15 protein-coding genes are annotated in these 15984 nt (G+C 67.4%); 11 read left to right on the top strand and 4 right to left on the bottom strand.

Features of this window, described 5'->3' with window-relative positions; all coding sequences use genetic code 11:
- Window positions 1-7: 7 nt before the first annotated feature.
- The 3 genes from AB0I43_RS18400 to AB0I43_RS18410 all read left to right on the top strand — a co-directional run bounded on the left by AB0I43_RS18400 (window position 8) and on the right by AB0I43_RS18410 (window position 3810).
- Window positions 8-754, top strand: a complete 747-nt coding sequence (locus AB0I43_RS18400) for a triose-phosphate isomerase family protein (RefSeq protein WP_357432478.1) — start codon at window positions 8-10, stop codon at window positions 752-754.
- Window positions 755-842: 88 nt separating this feature from the next.
- Complete coding sequence (locus AB0I43_RS18405; protein WP_356980909.1) at window positions 843-3122, top strand: hypothetical protein; 2280 nt, start codon at window positions 843-845, stop codon at window positions 3120-3122.
- Between the two features lie 40 nt (window positions 3123-3162).
- Window positions 3163-3810, top strand: coding sequence for a hypothetical protein (locus AB0I43_RS18410; protein ID WP_356980911.1), 648 nt, complete (start codon window positions 3163-3165; stop codon window positions 3808-3810).
- A 38-nt stretch (window positions 3811-3848) separates the two neighbouring features.
- Here AB0I43_RS18410 and AB0I43_RS18415 read toward each other — a convergent pair whose 3' ends face one another.
- Window positions 3849-4757, bottom strand: a complete 909-nt coding sequence (locus AB0I43_RS18415) for a DUF2268 domain-containing putative Zn-dependent protease (protein WP_357432455.1) — start codon at window positions 4755-4757, stop codon at window positions 3849-3851.
- A 231-nt stretch (window positions 4758-4988) separates the two neighbouring features.
- On the opposite strand from AB0I43_RS18415, the gene AB0I43_RS18420 reads away from it, so the two are divergent.
- Both AB0I43_RS18420 and AB0I43_RS18425 read left to right on the top strand, forming a co-directional pair.
- Complete coding sequence (locus tag AB0I43_RS18420; RefSeq protein WP_356980915.1) at window positions 4989-5900, top strand: formylglycine-generating enzyme family protein; 912 nt, start codon at window positions 4989-4991, stop codon at window positions 5898-5900.
- A 67-nt stretch (window positions 5901-5967) separates the two neighbouring features.
- Window positions 5968-8472, top strand: coding sequence for an arylsulfatase (locus tag AB0I43_RS18425; protein ID WP_356980917.1), 2505 nt, complete (start codon window positions 5968-5970; stop codon window positions 8470-8472).
- A gap of 51 nt (window positions 8473-8523) precedes the next feature.
- Here the strand turns inward: AB0I43_RS18425 and AB0I43_RS18430 are convergent, their stop codons facing one another.
- The 3 genes from AB0I43_RS18430 to AB0I43_RS18440 form a co-directional block, all read right to left on the bottom strand.
- Complete coding sequence (locus AB0I43_RS18430; protein WP_356980919.1) at window positions 8524-8994, bottom strand: hypothetical protein; 471 nt, start codon at window positions 8992-8994, stop codon at window positions 8524-8526.
- Between the two features lie 101 nt (window positions 8995-9095).
- Window positions 9096-9332, bottom strand: coding sequence for a hypothetical protein (locus tag AB0I43_RS18435; protein WP_356980921.1), 237 nt, complete (start codon window positions 9330-9332; stop codon window positions 9096-9098).
- A gap of 119 nt (window positions 9333-9451) precedes the next feature.
- Window positions 9452-10063: a helix-turn-helix domain-containing protein gene (locus tag AB0I43_RS18440; protein WP_356980923.1), complete on the bottom strand. Its 612-nt coding sequence runs from the start codon at window positions 10061-10063 to the stop codon at window positions 9452-9454.
- Between AB0I43_RS18440 and AB0I43_RS18445 the strand changes: the two genes are divergently transcribed.
- The 6 genes from AB0I43_RS18445 to AB0I43_RS18470 all read left to right on the top strand — a co-directional run bounded on the left by AB0I43_RS18445 (window position 10064) and on the right by AB0I43_RS18470 (window position 15969).
- The gene (locus AB0I43_RS18445; protein WP_357432456.1) at window positions 10064-10720 is read left to right on the top strand and encodes an alpha/beta fold hydrolase; all 657 of its coding nucleotides are present in this window, start codon (window positions 10064-10066) and stop codon (window positions 10718-10720) included.
- 111 nt (window positions 10721-10831) lie between these two features.
- Entirely contained in the window at window positions 10832-12367 is a 1536-nt protein-coding gene (locus AB0I43_RS18450; RefSeq protein WP_356980927.1) for a DUF1254 domain-containing protein, read from the top strand.
- 11 nt (window positions 12368-12378) lie between these two features.
- A complete protein-coding gene (locus AB0I43_RS18455) occupies window positions 12379-13812 on the top strand; it encodes a DUF1254 domain-containing protein (RefSeq protein WP_356980929.1) in 1434 nt (477 codons plus the stop codon).
- 211 nt (window positions 13813-14023) lie between these two features.
- Window positions 14024-14362: a hypothetical protein gene (locus tag AB0I43_RS18460; RefSeq protein ID WP_356980931.1), complete on the top strand. Its 339-nt coding sequence runs from the start codon at window positions 14024-14026 to the stop codon at window positions 14360-14362.
- A gap of 37 nt (window positions 14363-14399) precedes the next feature.
- Entirely contained in the window at window positions 14400-15164 is a 765-nt protein-coding gene (locus AB0I43_RS18465) for an ANTAR domain-containing protein (protein ID WP_356980933.1), read from the top strand.
- A 31-nt stretch (window positions 15165-15195) separates the two neighbouring features.
- Window positions 15196-15969, top strand: a complete 774-nt coding sequence (locus tag AB0I43_RS18470) for a GAF and ANTAR domain-containing protein (RefSeq protein WP_356980935.1) — start codon at window positions 15196-15198, stop codon at window positions 15967-15969.
- The last annotated feature ends 15 nt before the right edge of the window (window positions 15970-15984 follow it).

The following is a 15984-nucleotide window of genomic DNA, read 5'->3' on the forward strand; positions in this document are numbered from 1 at the left end:
GAAATTGATGACGTGCACCAACACCAAAGCGGCGATGAGTGCCGCCGACCATCGGGTATGGCTCGAGTCCGTAGTTCTTCCACTCTCGGACGAATTGGCGAACGCCGGTTTCTTCGCGTGTGTACCGGATCCGCTGATATCGGCGACACGGGCCCTGCTTCGCGATAGCGCCATCGGTGTGGGCGCGCAAGACGCGTGGTACGAGGCGGGGGATTACACCGGCGAATCCCCGGCGTCCTTGCTCGCCGAACTCGGATGCACCCACGTCATGCTCGGTCACGCCGACCGGCGCGCCCGGGGTGAATCCGACGAGCTGACAGCCAGAAAGGTCGTGGGCGCCCTCGCCGGCGGGCTGATGCCGCTGGTCTGTGTCGGCGAGGTCGACCGCGTGTCGACGGACGAGGCCGGGGCGTATGTGGTCGCGCAGTTGGCGCCGGTGCTGGACGCGGTCGATCCAGGCACCGAATTCGCGGTGATGTATGAGCCTGGCTGGTCGATCGGCGCCCGCGCGGCGGCGCCGGAACACGTTGCGGGCGTGTGCGAAACGGTGCGAGGTCACCTCGCCGCGCGGTCTCGGTCCTCGGTCTCGCTGCTCTATGGCGGCGGGGTCGAACCCGGTACCTACAGCGCGCTGGTGGCGGCAGGGGCGGACATAGCCGGTCTCGGTCTCGGCCACGTCGTCAAAGAGAAGAGCTTGCTGGCCGAGGTGCTCGCGGAGTTGCACGAGGCCGCGAGGTTTGCCGGTCGAGATTAGACCTCGATCAGGACCCACGCCGGTGTGTTCTGGGTCACAATATTGACCATCATCGGGTGTGCGGCGCTTGACGACAGGAATCGAAGCGATGGCGACGACGAGGTTCGTATACGTGGTGGCCACGGCCCGGGGTGTCGCCCGTTCGGGTCACGACTTCACCGACGCCTGGCTGCTGGCCTGCGGGGATGAGGTGCGGCGATTCTGGCAGGACATGTCGGGGTTCCGGGAGGATCTGGTCTGGTCGATTCACGCCCCGGTGGAACTCGACAAGCGGTATTTCGACGCCGACGAGCTGGCCGCGGCGGTGCGGGCGCGCGCGGCCGCCGACGGTGCGGCGTTCCCGGCGGGGGAGGTCCTCGTCGTCATTCAGGACTGGGATGGTGCGACAGGTGGACAGTTCGGGCAGGACGGGCAGTTCGCCGCCGTCAGCCTCAGCCCCGCGCTGCTCTGCCACGAGCTCGGGCACTACTACCAGCGCCGCAATCATCAACCGGGCGGACATGCCAGCACCTTCAACGGCTATCTGTCGCTGGACTATTCGGACCCCACCTGCATCATGGGCGTGACCGGAACCCTGGCGGCGCAGGAGGCCGGTCTCGCGCACCAGCGACCGGGGCACGACCTGACCGGCCCGGCCATGTGCCCGGCGGCGACGGTGCAGACCGGCTGGCTGGACCCGCGTCATCCGACGGCCGTCGCCGACGTCGCGCGGCTCGGGCCGAACGGCACGCAACTGGCCCGCTGGGCCGGCGCACCGGGCGACACCCACAACGGCCCCCCGGTCGTGATCGCCGGCTACGGGATGGCGCCGGGCGGAGCCGCGGTCTACGTCTCGTTGCGGTCACCGCGCGTGTGGGACCGCGGTTTTCGGAAACTGGCCGCCCAGGATCTGCAGCGGCAGGTCGTCGCTCAGGAACTCGCCCGTAGCGGCTCCACCTATCTGCTCGCACAGCTGGCGGTGCGTTCGGGATCGTCGGCGCGGTTGGGGCGGGCGCCGCTGCGGGTCGATGTGCTGGGCGGCGGTGACGCCGTCGCCGAGGTCAATGTCGTCGTCGATCCGTGGCGATTGTGGTCGGTTCTGCAGTCTCCGGCGCTGCACCGCTCCGCCCGCATCGCGGCCGTCGCGCGCGGCGAGGTCATCGACCTGTTCGTCATCGCGCTGGACGGGAATGTGTATCAGGCCACGTTCACCGGCGGGGTGTGGCAACCGTGGCGACCGCTGGACGGCGCGTCCTTCGACCCCCGAGCCGGCCTCGCCGCCGCGTCGTCCACGCCCAGTTCGATCGATCTGTTCGTGCTCGGCCAGGACCAGCTCGTGCGCAGGCGACGCGCGGCCGAGGGGCAGTGGGAGCCGAGCTGGCAGATGCTGACCGGCGGTGGTCTGGGAGAACGCTCGGCGCTGGCGGCCACCGCGACCGAGCCGGGGCGACTCGAGCTGTTCGCCTCCGATGCCGACGGCCGCGTCGTCCATACACCGGTCACCGAGGACGCCGGAACCTGGGACGTGCTGTCCGGGCTGCAGAACGCCGGTGGTGTCTCGGCTATTACATTGCAGGGCAATACGATTCAGGTTCACGCGGTGACCTCGGGGCCCGCCGACGGGCGGCTGTGGTCCACGGTCGGTCAGCCCGAGCGCTGGCCCGGCGTGTGGGAACCGCACCCGGATACGGGTATCGCGGTGGACGCCGGCGTCGCGGCTGCCCGGCCCGCCCCCGGCAGCGGCGAACTGGTGGCCGCCTCCGATCCGCTGACGGCCCGCTCGTATGCCGCCGGTGCCTGGGCCGGGCCGCCGATCGGGGTGCCCGGCCAACCCCCTGGCACCCGTAATCGCAGTGTCGCGGCGGTCTGCCGCACGGCCACCACGCTCGACGTGTTCGCGATCGCCGACGGCAAGGTGCACCGCATCACCCGCTCGCTCGACCCGGACGTGGTGCAATCCGATCGCCAGGCGATCACGCAGTACCGAGTACGGTTGGTGGCCTCGGGCGGGCGCTTCGTCCGCACCGGGAGCGACTTCCTCGTCCGCGATCTGTTGATCGCCGACGAGTACGTCGCCGGGCCGGAAACGGTGTTCACGGTCACCGAGCTGGCCTACTACCACTCGTGGGGAGCCCGGACGGTCGTGTCCATTCAGGCCCACGACGGCCGCTACCTGCAAGCTGTCGACGGTGGCGGCGGATGGCTGCGCGTGGGTGCGACCAACCTCGGGCCCTGGGAAACCTTCGTAATGACCGTCGCCCCGGGCAATCTCGTCACATTGATGGCGCTGGGCGGGCACTACTGGTCGGCCCAGGGCGGTAACTCCTGGCTGCTGTGTGATCGCGTCGAGGCGAAGGAGTGGGAGCAGTTCGAGCTGGTTCGAGTCTGACCGGCGAACCTGTCACCGGGCATTCGTATGCTCTGGCCCTATGGGGCTTGCGATTTCAGTTCATTCCTACGCGTCCGCGCTGACCTACGCGGATGATCCCGAATACCTCGAGTATCTCCGGGAAGACATCGACACCATCAATCGGGTGCTGGCCGACAACGGTCTACCGCCGCACACGGAGGCGGAGACCGAGGGCCCCGCCACCATGCGGAAGCACGCGGGCAGCTTCCCCTACAGCTTCGTGCACTACCTGCGTCGCGCCTACGCACACGCCTACACCCATCCCGGGCAGCCGCTCACGCCCCTGGCCGAGGGCCGACAGCCCACGGAAGATCCATTGCTCGAAGAGGTGATGTACGGGTTCGAATCCCACCTCATCTGTCATTCGGACGCCGAAGGTTATTACGTTCCCATCGATTTCGACCAAGTGCTGGTGCCGGAGGATCCCGGCATCAAGCTGGCGGGCGGCCTACTCGGCTCCTCGGTGGCGCTGCTGCGTGAATTAATCTATCTCGCACCGCATATCGGTATCGAGCTCGAGGACGGCAACCTCACCGACGCGGCGGCGGCCGCTCTGCACAGGTACGACGAGGACCACCCCTTCCAACGGGAACGCGAAATCTGGCTGGCCCTGTTCGAGAGTGCCCGCGTCTCGGTCGCGAACAGGACACTGATCTCGTTCGGCTGATCTCGGTCCCCAGGCGCTCTACACAGCCGTTGCGCCGATCACCGTGCGGTGCCCGCCGCCAAACCCAGTCGCGGCAGCGCGATGTTCAAGATCTCAGCGGCGGGAGTCCGGACGCTGCGTGCCGCCGTGGTGCCGGTGGCCTCGAGATACGCGCGAACGAGCCGGGCGCCGGCGGCGTAACCCGCCCCGGTGGGCAGGCCGACGGGAGTGGCGCCGAACAGGCGGGCGCTGGTGTCGCCGAGGACCCAGGCGGCGAAGTCCGCCATTCCGGTGACGCCGAGTCCGCCGGCGACCTTGGCCAGAACCGCGTCGTCGGAACGGGTTTCCTCGCTCACGAAGTGGGTGTGACCGGCGTCGCCGTACAACTCGGCGGCGAAGACGTCGGCGAGCCCTTCGGCGATGACGTGTTCGCCGACCGTCACCGTCCGCGGGTCCCACACGACTCCGCCGGGCGAGTAGCGGAGGTTGTGGTGCAGTTCGTGGACCGCGATCGCGTCGAGGCGCTCGAGGACGCGCGCGGAAGGCCAGACGGTGAGGGCGATGTAACCGCTGATGCCCCCGAATCCGGAGAGCCCCTGCACTTCGTCGACGAAGTGCCTGTTCGTCGGATCGCCCAGGATCAGCAGTACCGTCAGGTCGGGAACCGTCACATCGGGATCGGCGGCTGCCAGCGCGGCGACACCCGCCTCGAGCGCCCGCTGGATGCGACCCCACGCGTCGGCCTCGACCAGGGTGTCGAGACCCGCGCGGACGTCTTCGATCGCGGAATCCGGACGGAAGCCGAAGTTCTGCTCGTGCACCGCCGCCAGGTCCACGCCGCCGGGGATGAAGTGGTACATCCCCGCCATGGGAGCCCACAGGTCGCGGATCAGGTCGGCGCGCTCCTCCGGGTGCGCGCTGAGGATCCGGTTCATGCCTGCGGCGCTGTCGATCACTGAAATGGTCATGGCAAGCGACCGTAAACATTGCCGTTACGACAAGGTCAACCGTTTTCCGCCGAGAGTGATGTCGCTCTCGTGATTGATAGCTCGGAGCTACTACCCTTCGGGCATGTCGTGGAACCTCGGGCGCTCCGCACGTCGCCGGGCTGGTGCGTCGATCCCGCTGTGGCCGTGGACGGTACAGCCTGAGACGCCGCGCGTACCGAAACGATCCGCGGGTCCGGGGGAGTGGCGCCGATGAGCAGTGTGGCGGTGGCCGTGCGCAAGGGCATGGCGCTGGTTCCGGGCGGCCGCTTTTCGATGGGCTCCGCGGAGTTCTTTCCCGAGGAACGGCCCGTCCGAACCGAGGCGGTGGAACCGTTCTGGATGGACACCCACGCGGTGACCAACGCGGCGTTCGCGCGGTTCGTGCGCGAGACCGGGTACCTGACCGTTGCTGAGCGCGACTTGGACCCGGCCGAGTATCCCGGGGCCGATCCCGCGGATCTGCGCCCAGGGGCGCTGGTGTTCCGAGCGACGACAGGGCCTGTGCCCCTGGATGATTGGCGGCGCTGGTGGTCCTATGTGCCGGGTGCTTGCTGGCGTCGTCCGGGTGGGCCGGGGACGAATCTGGATGGGCGCAACCAGCATCCGGTCGTGCACATCGCCTATGCCGATGCCGCGGCGTATGCGGCGTGGACGGGCAAGGCGCTGCCGAGTGAAGCGCAATGGGAGTTCGCCGCGCGGGGTGGGCTCGAGGCTGCGACGTATGTCTGGGGTGCGGAGTTCGCACCACGCGGTCGGCGGATGGCCAATACGTGGATGGGCCGCTTTCCGTGGGAATTCCTGCCCGGCAAAGGTCAAGTCGCACAGCCGGGTACCACCAAGGCCGGCGCCTATCCGCCCAACGGGTACGGACTGTTCGATATGACCGGAAACGTGTGGGAGTGGACCACCGACTATTACCGCTTCGACCGCCAGGGGCCGAAGAGTTCGTGCTGTGCGCCGCCACTGGTGCCGGGCGAACGGTTCCCGCGCCGGGTGATCAAAGGCGGGTCGTTTCTGTGCGCGCCGAATTACTGCCTGCGCTACCGGCCCGCCGCGCGGCAGAGCCAATCCGAGGACACCGCGACCTGTCATCTCGGCTTCCGTTGCGTCACACCGGCGTGAGGGTCGAAACCTCTTGGGCACGGTGTGGCACCGGACCAACCGGACACCAGAATCATAGTCTTCGGCTATGACAACGTCCGATGAGCAGGATTCGGGGCAAGCGTCCGGTCAGCCCACAGGGGAGCGGTGGTCGCGTCGCTCGCTCCTGGGCGGCTTCGCGGCGGCAGGTGTCGGCGCGGCGGCGCTGCCTTTGCTCGGCGCGTGCGGCAACGACGACAAGAATGGTCCGCCCGACTACGGGACGGGCATCAACGAGGGGTTCGACGGTGATATCGAACTCGATGTTCGCGATTCGAAACCGGACTGGAAACCCTTCGAGGTCAAGAAGGCTCCGGACGGTGCACCCAATGTGCTGGTCGTGCTCTACGACGACACCGGGCTGGCGGCTTGGTCTCCCTACGGCGGCCGGATCAACATGCCGGTCATGCAGCGCCTGGCCGACAACGGCGTGACCTACACCCAGTGGCACACCACCGCGCTGTGCTCGCCGACCCGCTCCACGATGCTCACCGGCCGCAACCACCACGTGAACCGGTTCGCGGCGATCACCGAGGCCACCAACGGTTTTCCCGGCGCGGCGGGCCGTCTACCCGCCCAGTGTGCGACGGTCGGCCAGGTGCTGCAAGACAACGGGTACAGCACCTTCTGGGTCGGCAAGAACCACAACGTTCCCGAGGAAGACGTCTCGAGCGGCGGCGCGAAGTCGGAATGGCCGCTCGCGAAAGGGTTCGACCGCTTCTACGGATTCCTCGGTGGCGAAACGAACCAGTGGTACCCGGACTTGACCGAGGACAACCGATTCATCGACCAGCCCGCAAGCCCCGATGACGGCTATCACCTGTCGAAAGACCTGGCCGACAACGCGATCAAGATGCTGCGCGATCAGCGTTCGAGCAACCCGTCCAAGCCCTGGTACCTGTGGTTCTGCCCGGGTGCCAATCACGCTCCGCACCACAGTCCGGCCGAGTACGCGGACAAATACAAGGGTCAGTTCGACGACGGCTACGAGGCCTACCGCGACTGGGTGCTGAAACGGATGATCGACAAGGGCGTCATGCCGCAGGGCACACAGCTGACTCCGCTCAATCCGCTGCCGAAGGACGTCGCGGTGGATGACGACGCGGTGCGCCCTTGGGATTCGCTCAACGCCGACGAGAAGCGTCTGTTCGCGCGCATGGCCGAGGTGTATGCCGGGTTCTCCGAGTACACCGACGCTCAGGTCGGCCGCGTGATCGACTTCCTGGAGCAGACCGGCCAGATGGACAACACCGTCATCTTCTACGCCGCCGACAACGGCGCCTCCGGCGAAGGCTCACCCAACGGTTCGGTCAACGAGAACAAATTCTTCAACGGCTACCCCGACGATCTGGCCGAGAACATGAAATACATCGACAGGCTCGGCACGCCGGACACCTACAACCATTACCCGACCGGATGGGCCGCGGCCTTCTCGACCCCGTTTCAGATGTTCAAGCGCTACGCCCAGTTCGCCGGTGGCACCGCCGACCCGCTGGTGATCCACTGGCCCAAGGGGATCAAGGCCAAGGGCGAGTTCCGCCACCAGTATCACCATTGCACCGACATCGTGCCGACGATCTATGACGTCACCGGTGTGGAAATGCCCGAAACGTTCCGGGGCGTGAAGCAGTATCCGCTGAACGGTGTTTCGATGCGTTACAGCTTCGACGACGCCGATGCCGCGACCAAGAAGGAACGTCAGTACTACGCGATGCTGGGCACGCGCGGCATCTGGGTGAACGGCTGGAAAGCATCGGCGGTGCACGCCGCGATCAGCGGAAAAGGCCACTTCGACGACGACAAGTGGGAGCTGTACCACGTCGACGAGGACCGTTCCGAATCCAAGAACCTGGCGGACGACAATCCGGACAAGCTGAAAGAACTGATCGACGCCTGGAACGAGGAAGCCAAGAACAACTATGTCCTGCCACTCGATGACCGGACCGCCGTCGAGCAACTCGGCGTCGAACGCCCGCAGGCCGAGCCGCCACGCGATCGCTACGTCTACTATCCGGACGCATCTCCCGTGCCGGAGGGCGTGGCGGTGAATATTCGCGGCAAGTCCTACAAGGTGCTGGCCAGCCTCGACGTGCAGGACAACGCCGAAGGCGTGATCTTCGCCCACGGTTCGCGTTTCGGTGGCCACAGCCTGTTCGTCAAGGACGGCCAGGTGCACTACGTCTACAACTTCCTCGGCATCGCCCCGGAACAGGATTTCACCGCCTCGGCGCCGTTGACGCCGGGCAAGCACACCGTGGGCATGGAGTTCACCCGCGAAAAGGCCGGGGAGAACGGCGAATCCGTGGGAACCACGAAGTTGTATCTGGACGGGAACCCGGTCGGTGACGGTCCGATGCGGGCCCAGACCGGCAAATTCACCCTGGCCGGTGACGGACTGTGCGTCGGCTACGACAGCGGGGATGCGGTGTCCTCGCAATACCGGACGCCGGGGACCTTCGCCGGCGGCACCATCCAGAGCGTCACCATCGACACCGGCAAGGACTCCTATGCCGATCTGCAGAAGGACGCGGCCGCGGCACTGAGCAGGAACTAGCATTCCGTGCGGCCGGTGCGAGCGCTCGGGCTCGCACCGGCCGGTCGGGACTCAGGGCCTGGTGTTCTGGAACCGGTAGGTCGCCTGATGCTCCGGCCCCGGGTCCGGCGAGTCGCCGATGATGTAGCGGTAGTCACCGGAGACGTTGTCCCGGCACCACAGTCGCAGCGAGTAGCTGATGGGTTCCGGGGTGTCGATCTGGGTGCTGTCGATGACGGCTTGGCCCGGCTCGGGCACGGTGTAGGTGTAGTTGCCGTCGTGCCAGACCCCGGTCCCGACCACCATGTACTGCAACATGTCCGCGGTGGGGAACCGGACCACGACCATCGAGTGATCCGGCGGCGCCAGCGGAACCGACGGGGTGGTGCCGCGCAGGATCAGGAACTTGCCCACCACCTCGTCGGGCACCGAGCACGACGGCGGCGGCAGGGCCGGTTCGGGGTCGGCATGGCCGACACCGCTCGACAGCAGGGTGCCTGCGGCGAGTGTGGTGGTGGCCGCGACGCGTGCGAGATAGCTCATGCGTTGCTCCTTCGGATGATTCGGGATGCATCGGGCATGGTGGGACCCCGGACTTCGTCGATGAATTCAGGGCAGCCGCTGGTCAGCGAGCGGGCTACGGATCAGGGGAAGCACCAGTCGAGGGTGGCCGAACCCGGCGTCGGGATATGAACGCAGATATTGATCCAGATATAGGGGGCGTCCACGTTCTTTCGCAGCGGTTGATCCACTCGCGAGACGCTGTGCTGCTCGGTGGGGGTTACGGCGGGCTGATCGGCGAACGCGGCGGGCGCGGCGAGAGTGACCAGCGGTACCGCGATCGCGGCGATCGCTGTGGAGCGGGCGATTCCTGCGAGCATGTTATTCACTCCTTCGAATCGAGACCACGGCTGTCGACTCCGGAAAGTGCAACGAGTGCTCACGCTAGCATCTGTCCAGCAAACACACCGATCGTTGATCCGATTGATATCCGCGCTCGTCAGCGGCGCGGCACCAGGAACGCCAGGCCCGTCGTCAAGCGCCGCCAGCGCGCCACCATGTCGGCCGCCGTGTTCTCGGGATGATCGAGCCACCAGCGCACCAGGGTCGACAGCGTGCCCATCCAGATCCGGGTCGCGACGTCGATGTCGTCGGTCGCGCTCAGGCGCATGGTGGTCGCGGTCCGCGCCACCCCGTCGACGGCGAGTTCGGCCACCCGCCACCGATGTTCGCGCAGCGTGCGGTTGAGCCCGGAGTCGGCCGGGACCACCGTGTCGTAGAGCAGCGGCCAGTCGTAGGGGCGGGGTGCGAGCGCGTCGAACAGCGCGGCGAGCACGGTCTCCGTCACCGTGAAGCCCGGCGTCGGATCGGCCAGCCGGCCGCGAACATGGGCGGCGATATTGGCGCTGGCCCGATCCGAACACGCCTCGAACAAGGCTTCCTTGGGGCCGAAGTAGCTGTGAATCAACGGTTTCGTCACCCCCGCCGCGGCGGCGATCGACGCCAGTGAGGTCGCGGCGTAGCCGTCCTCGGCGAACCCGCGGGTGGCGGCGTCGAGGATGAGCCGTTCGCGTTCCGGCCGCGGCATCTTCTTCGTGCCGACGTCTGCCATATGCCCTCCAGCCCAGTTCACGCTGTCGAACGGGCCATGGACGAGGCCGGATTCGCGACCGCCCATCTGGTCGGCAACTCGCTGGGCGGTTGGGTGGCACTGGAATTGGCGCGGCGCGGCCGGGCCCGATCGCTGCTGGCCCTCGCTCCCGCCGGTGGCTGGCGGCACATCTCCGTGGCCAGCATCGCGATCGGCCTGCGTTTTCTGGCGTACTTCCCGTTCGCCGTCGCGGGCAATCTGCTCGGCGAGCGCGTGCTCGGGGTGCGCCCGATCCAGCGTCAGGTGCTGCGCCGTCTCGTCCACGACGTCGACGCCGTGCCGCCGGCCGGAGCGATGGATCTAATGCACGCCACCACGCACTGTGCCGCCTATCTGCGAGTCCTGTTGATGGGCCTGCGCTACGGCGGCGTCAAGAACCTCGCGGGGATCAGGGTCCCGATCATGCTGGCGCTGTGCGAGCGCGATGTCTTCCTGCCGATCGCGCGCTACGGCGTGTTCTATCAGCGCGGTCTGCCCGCCGGGACCGAGCAGCGGATGCTGCCCGGGGTCGGGCATGTGCCCGCGCTGGAGAATCCGGAACTCGTCGCGGCCACCATCGCCGAGTTCGTCGCGCGGCATCCGGGCGGATCGTCTCCGGGCGGCGATTGTCCCGCATAGGGCGAAGGAGCCGCCGGATCAGGCCATTAGCGTGGAGCCGAACCGCGACAACCAGCGTCGCGTCGTTCAGGCGACCGCCGGGCGTACCGATCGGGCGAGGGAGCAGCGATCATGGATTTTTCCCGCCGTTCGGCACTGCGCGGCACGAGTCTGGCCGCCCTCACCCTGGGGGCGGGCATGGCGGTGGTCGCCTGCTCGAACGACTCCGGATCCGGTAGCGCGACCAGTTCCACCACACCGACCGGCACCGGCGCGAACGAGCCCGACACCGCGACCGGATCCGCCGCGGACCTCACCAAACCCGCGACCGGAATCGAGATGTTCGACTCCTATGCCGCGACCATCGCGCGCACCGCGTACGTGTGGGGCTGGCCGCTGGTGAACATGCGCAATCGCCACGACCAGATCACCGCGGCGCCCGCTCCCGCGCTGCTGGGCGGAATTCTGCCGGTCGCGCCCCAGGGCCGCCTCGGCATGCTCGCCGACTACATCGACCCCGCCGAGACGTTCGTGACCTGCCCGAACCAGGACGTGGTCTACGGGCTGGCCTATTTCGATCTCGACGCGCAACCGGTCGTCGTGCAGGTGCCCGACTTCGGCGAGCGCTTCTGGGTGTACGCGCTCTATGACCAGCGCACCGACCAGTTCGGCGAACTCGGCAAGGCCTACGGCACCAAACCCGGCTTCTATCTACTGGCCGGGCCGAAATGGGACCAGGACACACCGAAGGGCATCGACGGCGTCATCCGCTGTCCCACCACGATCGCGAACGCCATCCCGCGCGTGTTCATGGACGACACCCCCGAGGATCGCGCCGCGATCCAGGCGGTGATCAACCAGATCGACATCTATCCGCTGACCGATTTCGACGGCAATGCCAAAACCGTCGAGTGGGCGAAGCTGCCCGAGGTTCCGGCGCCGCCGAGTGACGGTGGCGGAGAAACGAAATGGGTCGTGCCGGAGAAGTTCTTCGACGAGTTCGGCTCGGTGCTGGATCAGGTGCCGCCGCTGCCCGGGGAAGAGGGGCTCTACGGTCAGTTCCGCAGCATCCTGGACGCCGCGAAGAACGACGAGGCGATCAAGAAGGTGCTGGTCGATACGGCGGTCGCGACCGAGACCGAGGTGATCAAGCCGTTCTTCGAGTGGAAACACAACGGCCGCCCCGCCGGCAACGGCTGGAACCGCTCGACCAACAACGCCCAGTTCGGCCTGGACTACTTCAACCGCACCGGCACCGCGAAATCGAACATGTTCGACAACCGGCCCACCGAAACCCAATACTTCTACACCGACAACGACGCCACCGGCGCGGCCTTGGACGGGAACCGCTCCTACAAGGTAACTTTCGCCGCCGGGCAGGAACCGCCGGTCAAGGGCTTCTGGTCGATGACGCTCTACAACGACAAGCACCTGTTCCACCCCAACCCGCTCAACCGGTATTCGCTGGGCACCAAGAACAAGAACCTCACCCGTGGTCCCGACGGCTCGCTCACCCTCTACGTCGGCCCGCAGGCGCCCGGAGACGGTAACGAATCCAATTGGCTCCCTTCGCCTTCGGGACCGTTCTCGCTCTATATCCGCGCGTACTGGGGTGAGCAAGCCATCCTCGACGGCAGCTGGAAACCGCCCGCCATCACCCCGGCCTGAGGGAGACGCCCATGACCCGGTACGACGAGCTCGCAGACTCCGGTTTCGAGGGCGGCTTCGCCACCGCGGACACCGTGCGCACCCTGCGCGAGGAATTGTTGTTCCAGCGCGCGGTGCAGGCCTATCTGTGGTCGCTGCCCGCGGTGAACATCTGGGCGATGAAGGAAGCCTCGGAGCGCCGCTTCGGCGCGGGCTACCACGTGCTACCGGTGTGGCAGGATCGCATCGACGCCAAAACCCTGGTCACCACACCGAATTTCGACGTCGTCTACGCCATGGGCTACCTCGACCTGGCCGAGCACGGGCCGCTCGTGGTGGAAGCGCCGCCCGGGGTGCAGGGCATCCTCGACGACTTCTGGCAGCGGCCGATCCACGGACCGGTCATCGACGGTCACCTGCACACCGGCGACGTCGGATTGGTCGGACCCGACGCCGGAGCCGGGGGCCGCTACATCCTGCTGGGGCCGGACTACGACGGACCCGAACCCGGCGACGGATTCGTCTACCGCTCCCGCACCCACAATGTCTTCCTGTTCTGGCGCTCGTTCTTCAGTGACCCGGCCGACCTCACCGAAACCGCCGCCCGCATCGAATCCACCGTCATCTATCCGCTCGGCCGGCGCGAGCAGGCACAGCCCATGCAATTCCCGCATGCCTCCGGCGTCGAACTCGACATGCTGTTCCCGCGCGACGGCAGCTATTTCGACATGCTCGACCGCTTCGTCCAAGCCGAGGCCGTCGACCCGCAGGACCTGGACATGCGCGGATTTCTGCACACCATCGGCATCGAGAAGGGCGCGACGTTCGCCCCCGAGCCGCCGCTGCGGGAACTGCTCGACAAGGCGGCGCGCACCGCGTTCGCGATCAGCAAGATCACCGTCACCGACCTGCTCCCGGACGAACCCGGCGGCACCTACTTCTCCGGGCAGCCGTGGCTGAACGTCTTCGCCGGGGAGGACACCGAATTCCAGGCCTCCGGCAGCTACACCAACCTCGAACAGCGCACCGGATACTTCAGCTCCGCCTACTCCGATTCGCCGGGCATGGTGGTCAACCTGGTCGACAAGGGCGCCAAGTACCCGGTCACGATGCGTGACAGCAACGGCGCCTATCTCGACGGCGCCAAGACCTACACCTTGAACCTGCCCGCCGGGATCCCCGCGAAACTGTTCTGGTCGGTCGCGGTCTACGACCCGATCACCGCCTCCGGGCTCGACAACGGCCAGCGGTTCCCCTCCATCAACGCCATGGACAAGCCCGCCACCAATTCCGATGGCTCCCACACCATCTCGTTCGGTCCCGAGCTTCCGGCGGGTGTCGACGAGAAGAACTGGCTGCGAACGGTACCGGGTAAGGGCTATTTCGTCATCGTGCGCCTCTACGGTCCGGGGCAATCCTTCTACGATCAGACCTGGATCCCCGGCAACCTCGAACCGGTCGAGTAACCCTGACAGATACCGGTTTCGAAAGACGTTCTCGGCATCGCTGATTCGTCCGGACGCCAGATCGATGCCGGTTCGGGGCTTCATCCTGGTGTTCGGCGCGTATATCATTGGTGGCCTGGTGATTTCGCCGGTGCGGGATCATGCGATTGGTTAGAGCGCCATCCCCGGACCCTGGTTGGCCGATGGAATTCCTCGAGGTTTGGCGGTCCCTATGACGAACGACCGGCGCGGCGCCCAGGGCCGAAGTCCGGCGGCAGAGCACGGTTCCGGCGCAGTCCGCTGCCGGGTGTGGTCGGTGACGGCGGTCATGGCCGAGGGAGCCCAGCCGGTGGCGGGCGGCGGCGTGGTGGTCGCCGCGGACCTGGATCTGGCCGCGGCGCAACTCTGTACCCATCTCGAACAAGCGCTCGCCGACACCGGGCGATGCTATCTGCTGGCCACCCGTGACGCGGTCGGCATCCAGCAGGGCGAACAGCGGACTTCCGCGCGGTTGCTGGCGCGGGTGCGCTGGGACGCCGCCGCCGGGTCGCCGCCCACGGGTACTGGGTAGCCACCGACGATCCGGTCGCCATGCCGGCCAGGCTCGCATGAGCGAGGCGATCGGGGTGCGGTTCATGGCCGCGGTGCGCAGCGCGGAGGCCGATCCGGCGTGCAAGCGTGGCGCTGATCTGCTGAGCGCGGTATGCGTCCGGCTGCTGCCGGTCGATCACGCCGCGATCATGGTGTGCGTCGGCGGCAGCGAGTGGGAGATGCTGGGGGCCTCCGACGACACCGCGGCGGACTGGGCGCAAATCCAGGTGGCCGCCGCGGAAGGGCCCGGGCCGCAGGCGTATCGGATCGACGCGCCCGTGCTGGTGCCCGATTTCGGTGCGGCGCTGGCCGGTGACCGGTGGCCGCTGCTGGCGGCCTCGGGGCTCGGTCGCCGCGAGGGCGCGGTGTTCTCGTTCCCGTTGCGCAGGGGGGCGATCCGGGTGGGCACCCTGGATCTGTACCGGGACGCTCCCGCCACCCTGGACCGGGCCGGGTTCGCCACGGCGGTGCAGGTCTCCGACGTGGTGACCGTGGTGCTGCTCGCGGCGGTCCGCACTCCGGAACGCAACGGCACCCGATTGCACTCGCACGAAGAAGGTTTGGGGTCGTGGTGGGAGGTCGCGGTGTCCACCCGGGAGATCCATCAGGCCACCGGAGTGGTCGCGGCCCAGCTGGGTGTCGATATCGCCACCGCGTATGCCCGGCTGATCGCCCGAGCACTGGCCGAGGAACGGCCGGTCGTAGAGTTCGCCGCCGACATCGTCGCGCGCCGAATCCGTTTCGATCCCGGCAGTACAGAACCCGGCCGGTCGCGGCCTTGACGATCGGCGATGCGTGAAGGGGCACGAAGATATGGAGAGTCGGGAACGGGTGTTGATCACCTCCCTGGTGCACATGGCCGACACCCTGGTCGCGGACTACGACCCGGTCGAGCTGGCGCAGGAACTCGTCGATGTCCTGGTGCGGTTGCTGCCGGTGCAGGCGGCCGGTGTGATGCTGGCCGATCACCTCGATCGGCTGGAGGTGCTGGCCACAACCAGCGAGGCGACCCGGCTGCTGGAACTGTTCCAGATCCAGGCCGCGGCCGGGCCGTGCGTCGAGGCCTATCACAGCGGGCAGCGGGTTCTGGTGCCCGAGCTGGGCGCCGAGCACGCCCGCTGGCCCGCCTTCTGCGACCGGGCCCGGGCCGATGGCTGGTCCTCGGTGTACGCGCTGCCGATGCGATTGCGTGAGAACCGGATCGGGGCGATCAATCTCTTCGCCACCGGGTCGGACGAGCGGCCGGATGAGAACGATCTCGCGGTCGCACGGGCCTTGGCGGACGTCGCGACGATCGGGATCGTGCATGCCCGCATGCTCGCCGATTCCGTGACGGTCTCGGCGCAGTTGCAGGGCGCGCTGAACAGTCGCGTGATCATCGAGCAGGCCAAGGGCGTGCTCAGTGAGCACGGTGGCGTGGACATGGACGAGGCGTTCGCCGTGCTGCGGGCGTACGCCCGCGCTACCAACATTCGCCTGCTGGATCTCGCCCGCGCGATCATCGAGCGCACCGCCGACGTCACCGCTGTTCTCGCCCACCCGACCGGGGGAAAGCCTGACCGGGGAGACCCGTCAGCCCGTGCTTGACGAGTGCGGGCGCCC

It is taken from the genome of Nocardia sp. NPDC050435 (assembly GCF_040655395.1).
In the GTDB taxonomy this organism is placed as follows: Bacteria; Actinomycetota; Actinomycetes; order Mycobacteriales; family Mycobacteriaceae; genus Nocardia.

What these genes read in the sequence shown, in the direction of transcription:
- AB0I43_RS18450 (WP_356980927.1), top strand. Translation starts at nt 10,832, where the DNA reads ATGGATTTTTCCCGCCGTTCGGCACTGCGCGGCACGAGTCTGGCCGCC.
- AB0I43_RS18425 (WP_356980917.1), top strand. Translation starts at nt 5,968, where the DNA reads ATGACAACGTCCGATGAGCAGGATTCGGGGCAAGCGTCCGGTCAGCCC.
- AB0I43_RS18410 (WP_356980911.1), top strand. Translation starts at nt 3,163, where the DNA reads ATGGGGCTTGCGATTTCAGTTCATTCCTACGCGTCCGCGCTGACCTAC.
- AB0I43_RS18470 (WP_356980935.1), top strand. Translation starts at nt 15,196, where the DNA reads ATGGAGAGTCGGGAACGGGTGTTGATCACCTCCCTGGTGCACATGGCC.
- AB0I43_RS18420 (WP_356980915.1), top strand. Translation starts at nt 4,989, where the DNA reads ATGAGCAGTGTGGCGGTGGCCGTGCGCAAGGGCATGGCGCTGGTTCCG.
- AB0I43_RS18440 (WP_356980923.1), bottom strand. Translation starts at nt 10,063, where the DNA reads ATGGCAGACGTCGGCACGAAGAAGATGCCGCGGCCGGAACGCGAACGG.
- AB0I43_RS18435 (WP_356980921.1), bottom strand. Translation starts at nt 9,332, where the DNA reads ATGCTCGCAGGAATCGCCCGCTCCACAGCGATCGCCGCGATCGCGGTA.
- AB0I43_RS18415 (WP_357432455.1), bottom strand. Translation starts at nt 4,757, where the DNA reads ATGACCATTTCAGTGATCGACAGCGCCGCAGGCATGAACCGGATCCTC.
- AB0I43_RS18445 (WP_357432456.1), top strand. Translation starts at nt 10,064, where the DNA reads ATGCCCTCCAGCCCAGTTCACGCTGTCGAACGGGCCATGGACGAGGCC.
- AB0I43_RS18405 (WP_356980909.1), top strand. Translation starts at nt 843, where the DNA reads ATGGCGACGACGAGGTTCGTATACGTGGTGGCCACGGCCCGGGGTGTC.
- AB0I43_RS18400 (WP_357432478.1), top strand. Translation starts at nt 8, where the DNA reads ATGACGTGCACCAACACCAAAGCGGCGATGAGTGCCGCCGACCATCGG.
- AB0I43_RS18460 (WP_356980931.1), top strand. Translation starts at nt 14,024, where the DNA reads ATGACGAACGACCGGCGCGGCGCCCAGGGCCGAAGTCCGGCGGCAGAG.
- AB0I43_RS18455 (WP_356980929.1), top strand. Translation starts at nt 12,379, where the DNA reads ATGACCCGGTACGACGAGCTCGCAGACTCCGGTTTCGAGGGCGGCTTC.
- AB0I43_RS18465 (WP_356980933.1), top strand. Translation starts at nt 14,400, where the DNA reads ATGAGCGAGGCGATCGGGGTGCGGTTCATGGCCGCGGTGCGCAGCGCG.
- AB0I43_RS18430 (WP_356980919.1), bottom strand. Translation starts at nt 8,994, where the DNA reads ATGAGCTATCTCGCACGCGTCGCGGCCACCACCACACTCGCCGCAGGC.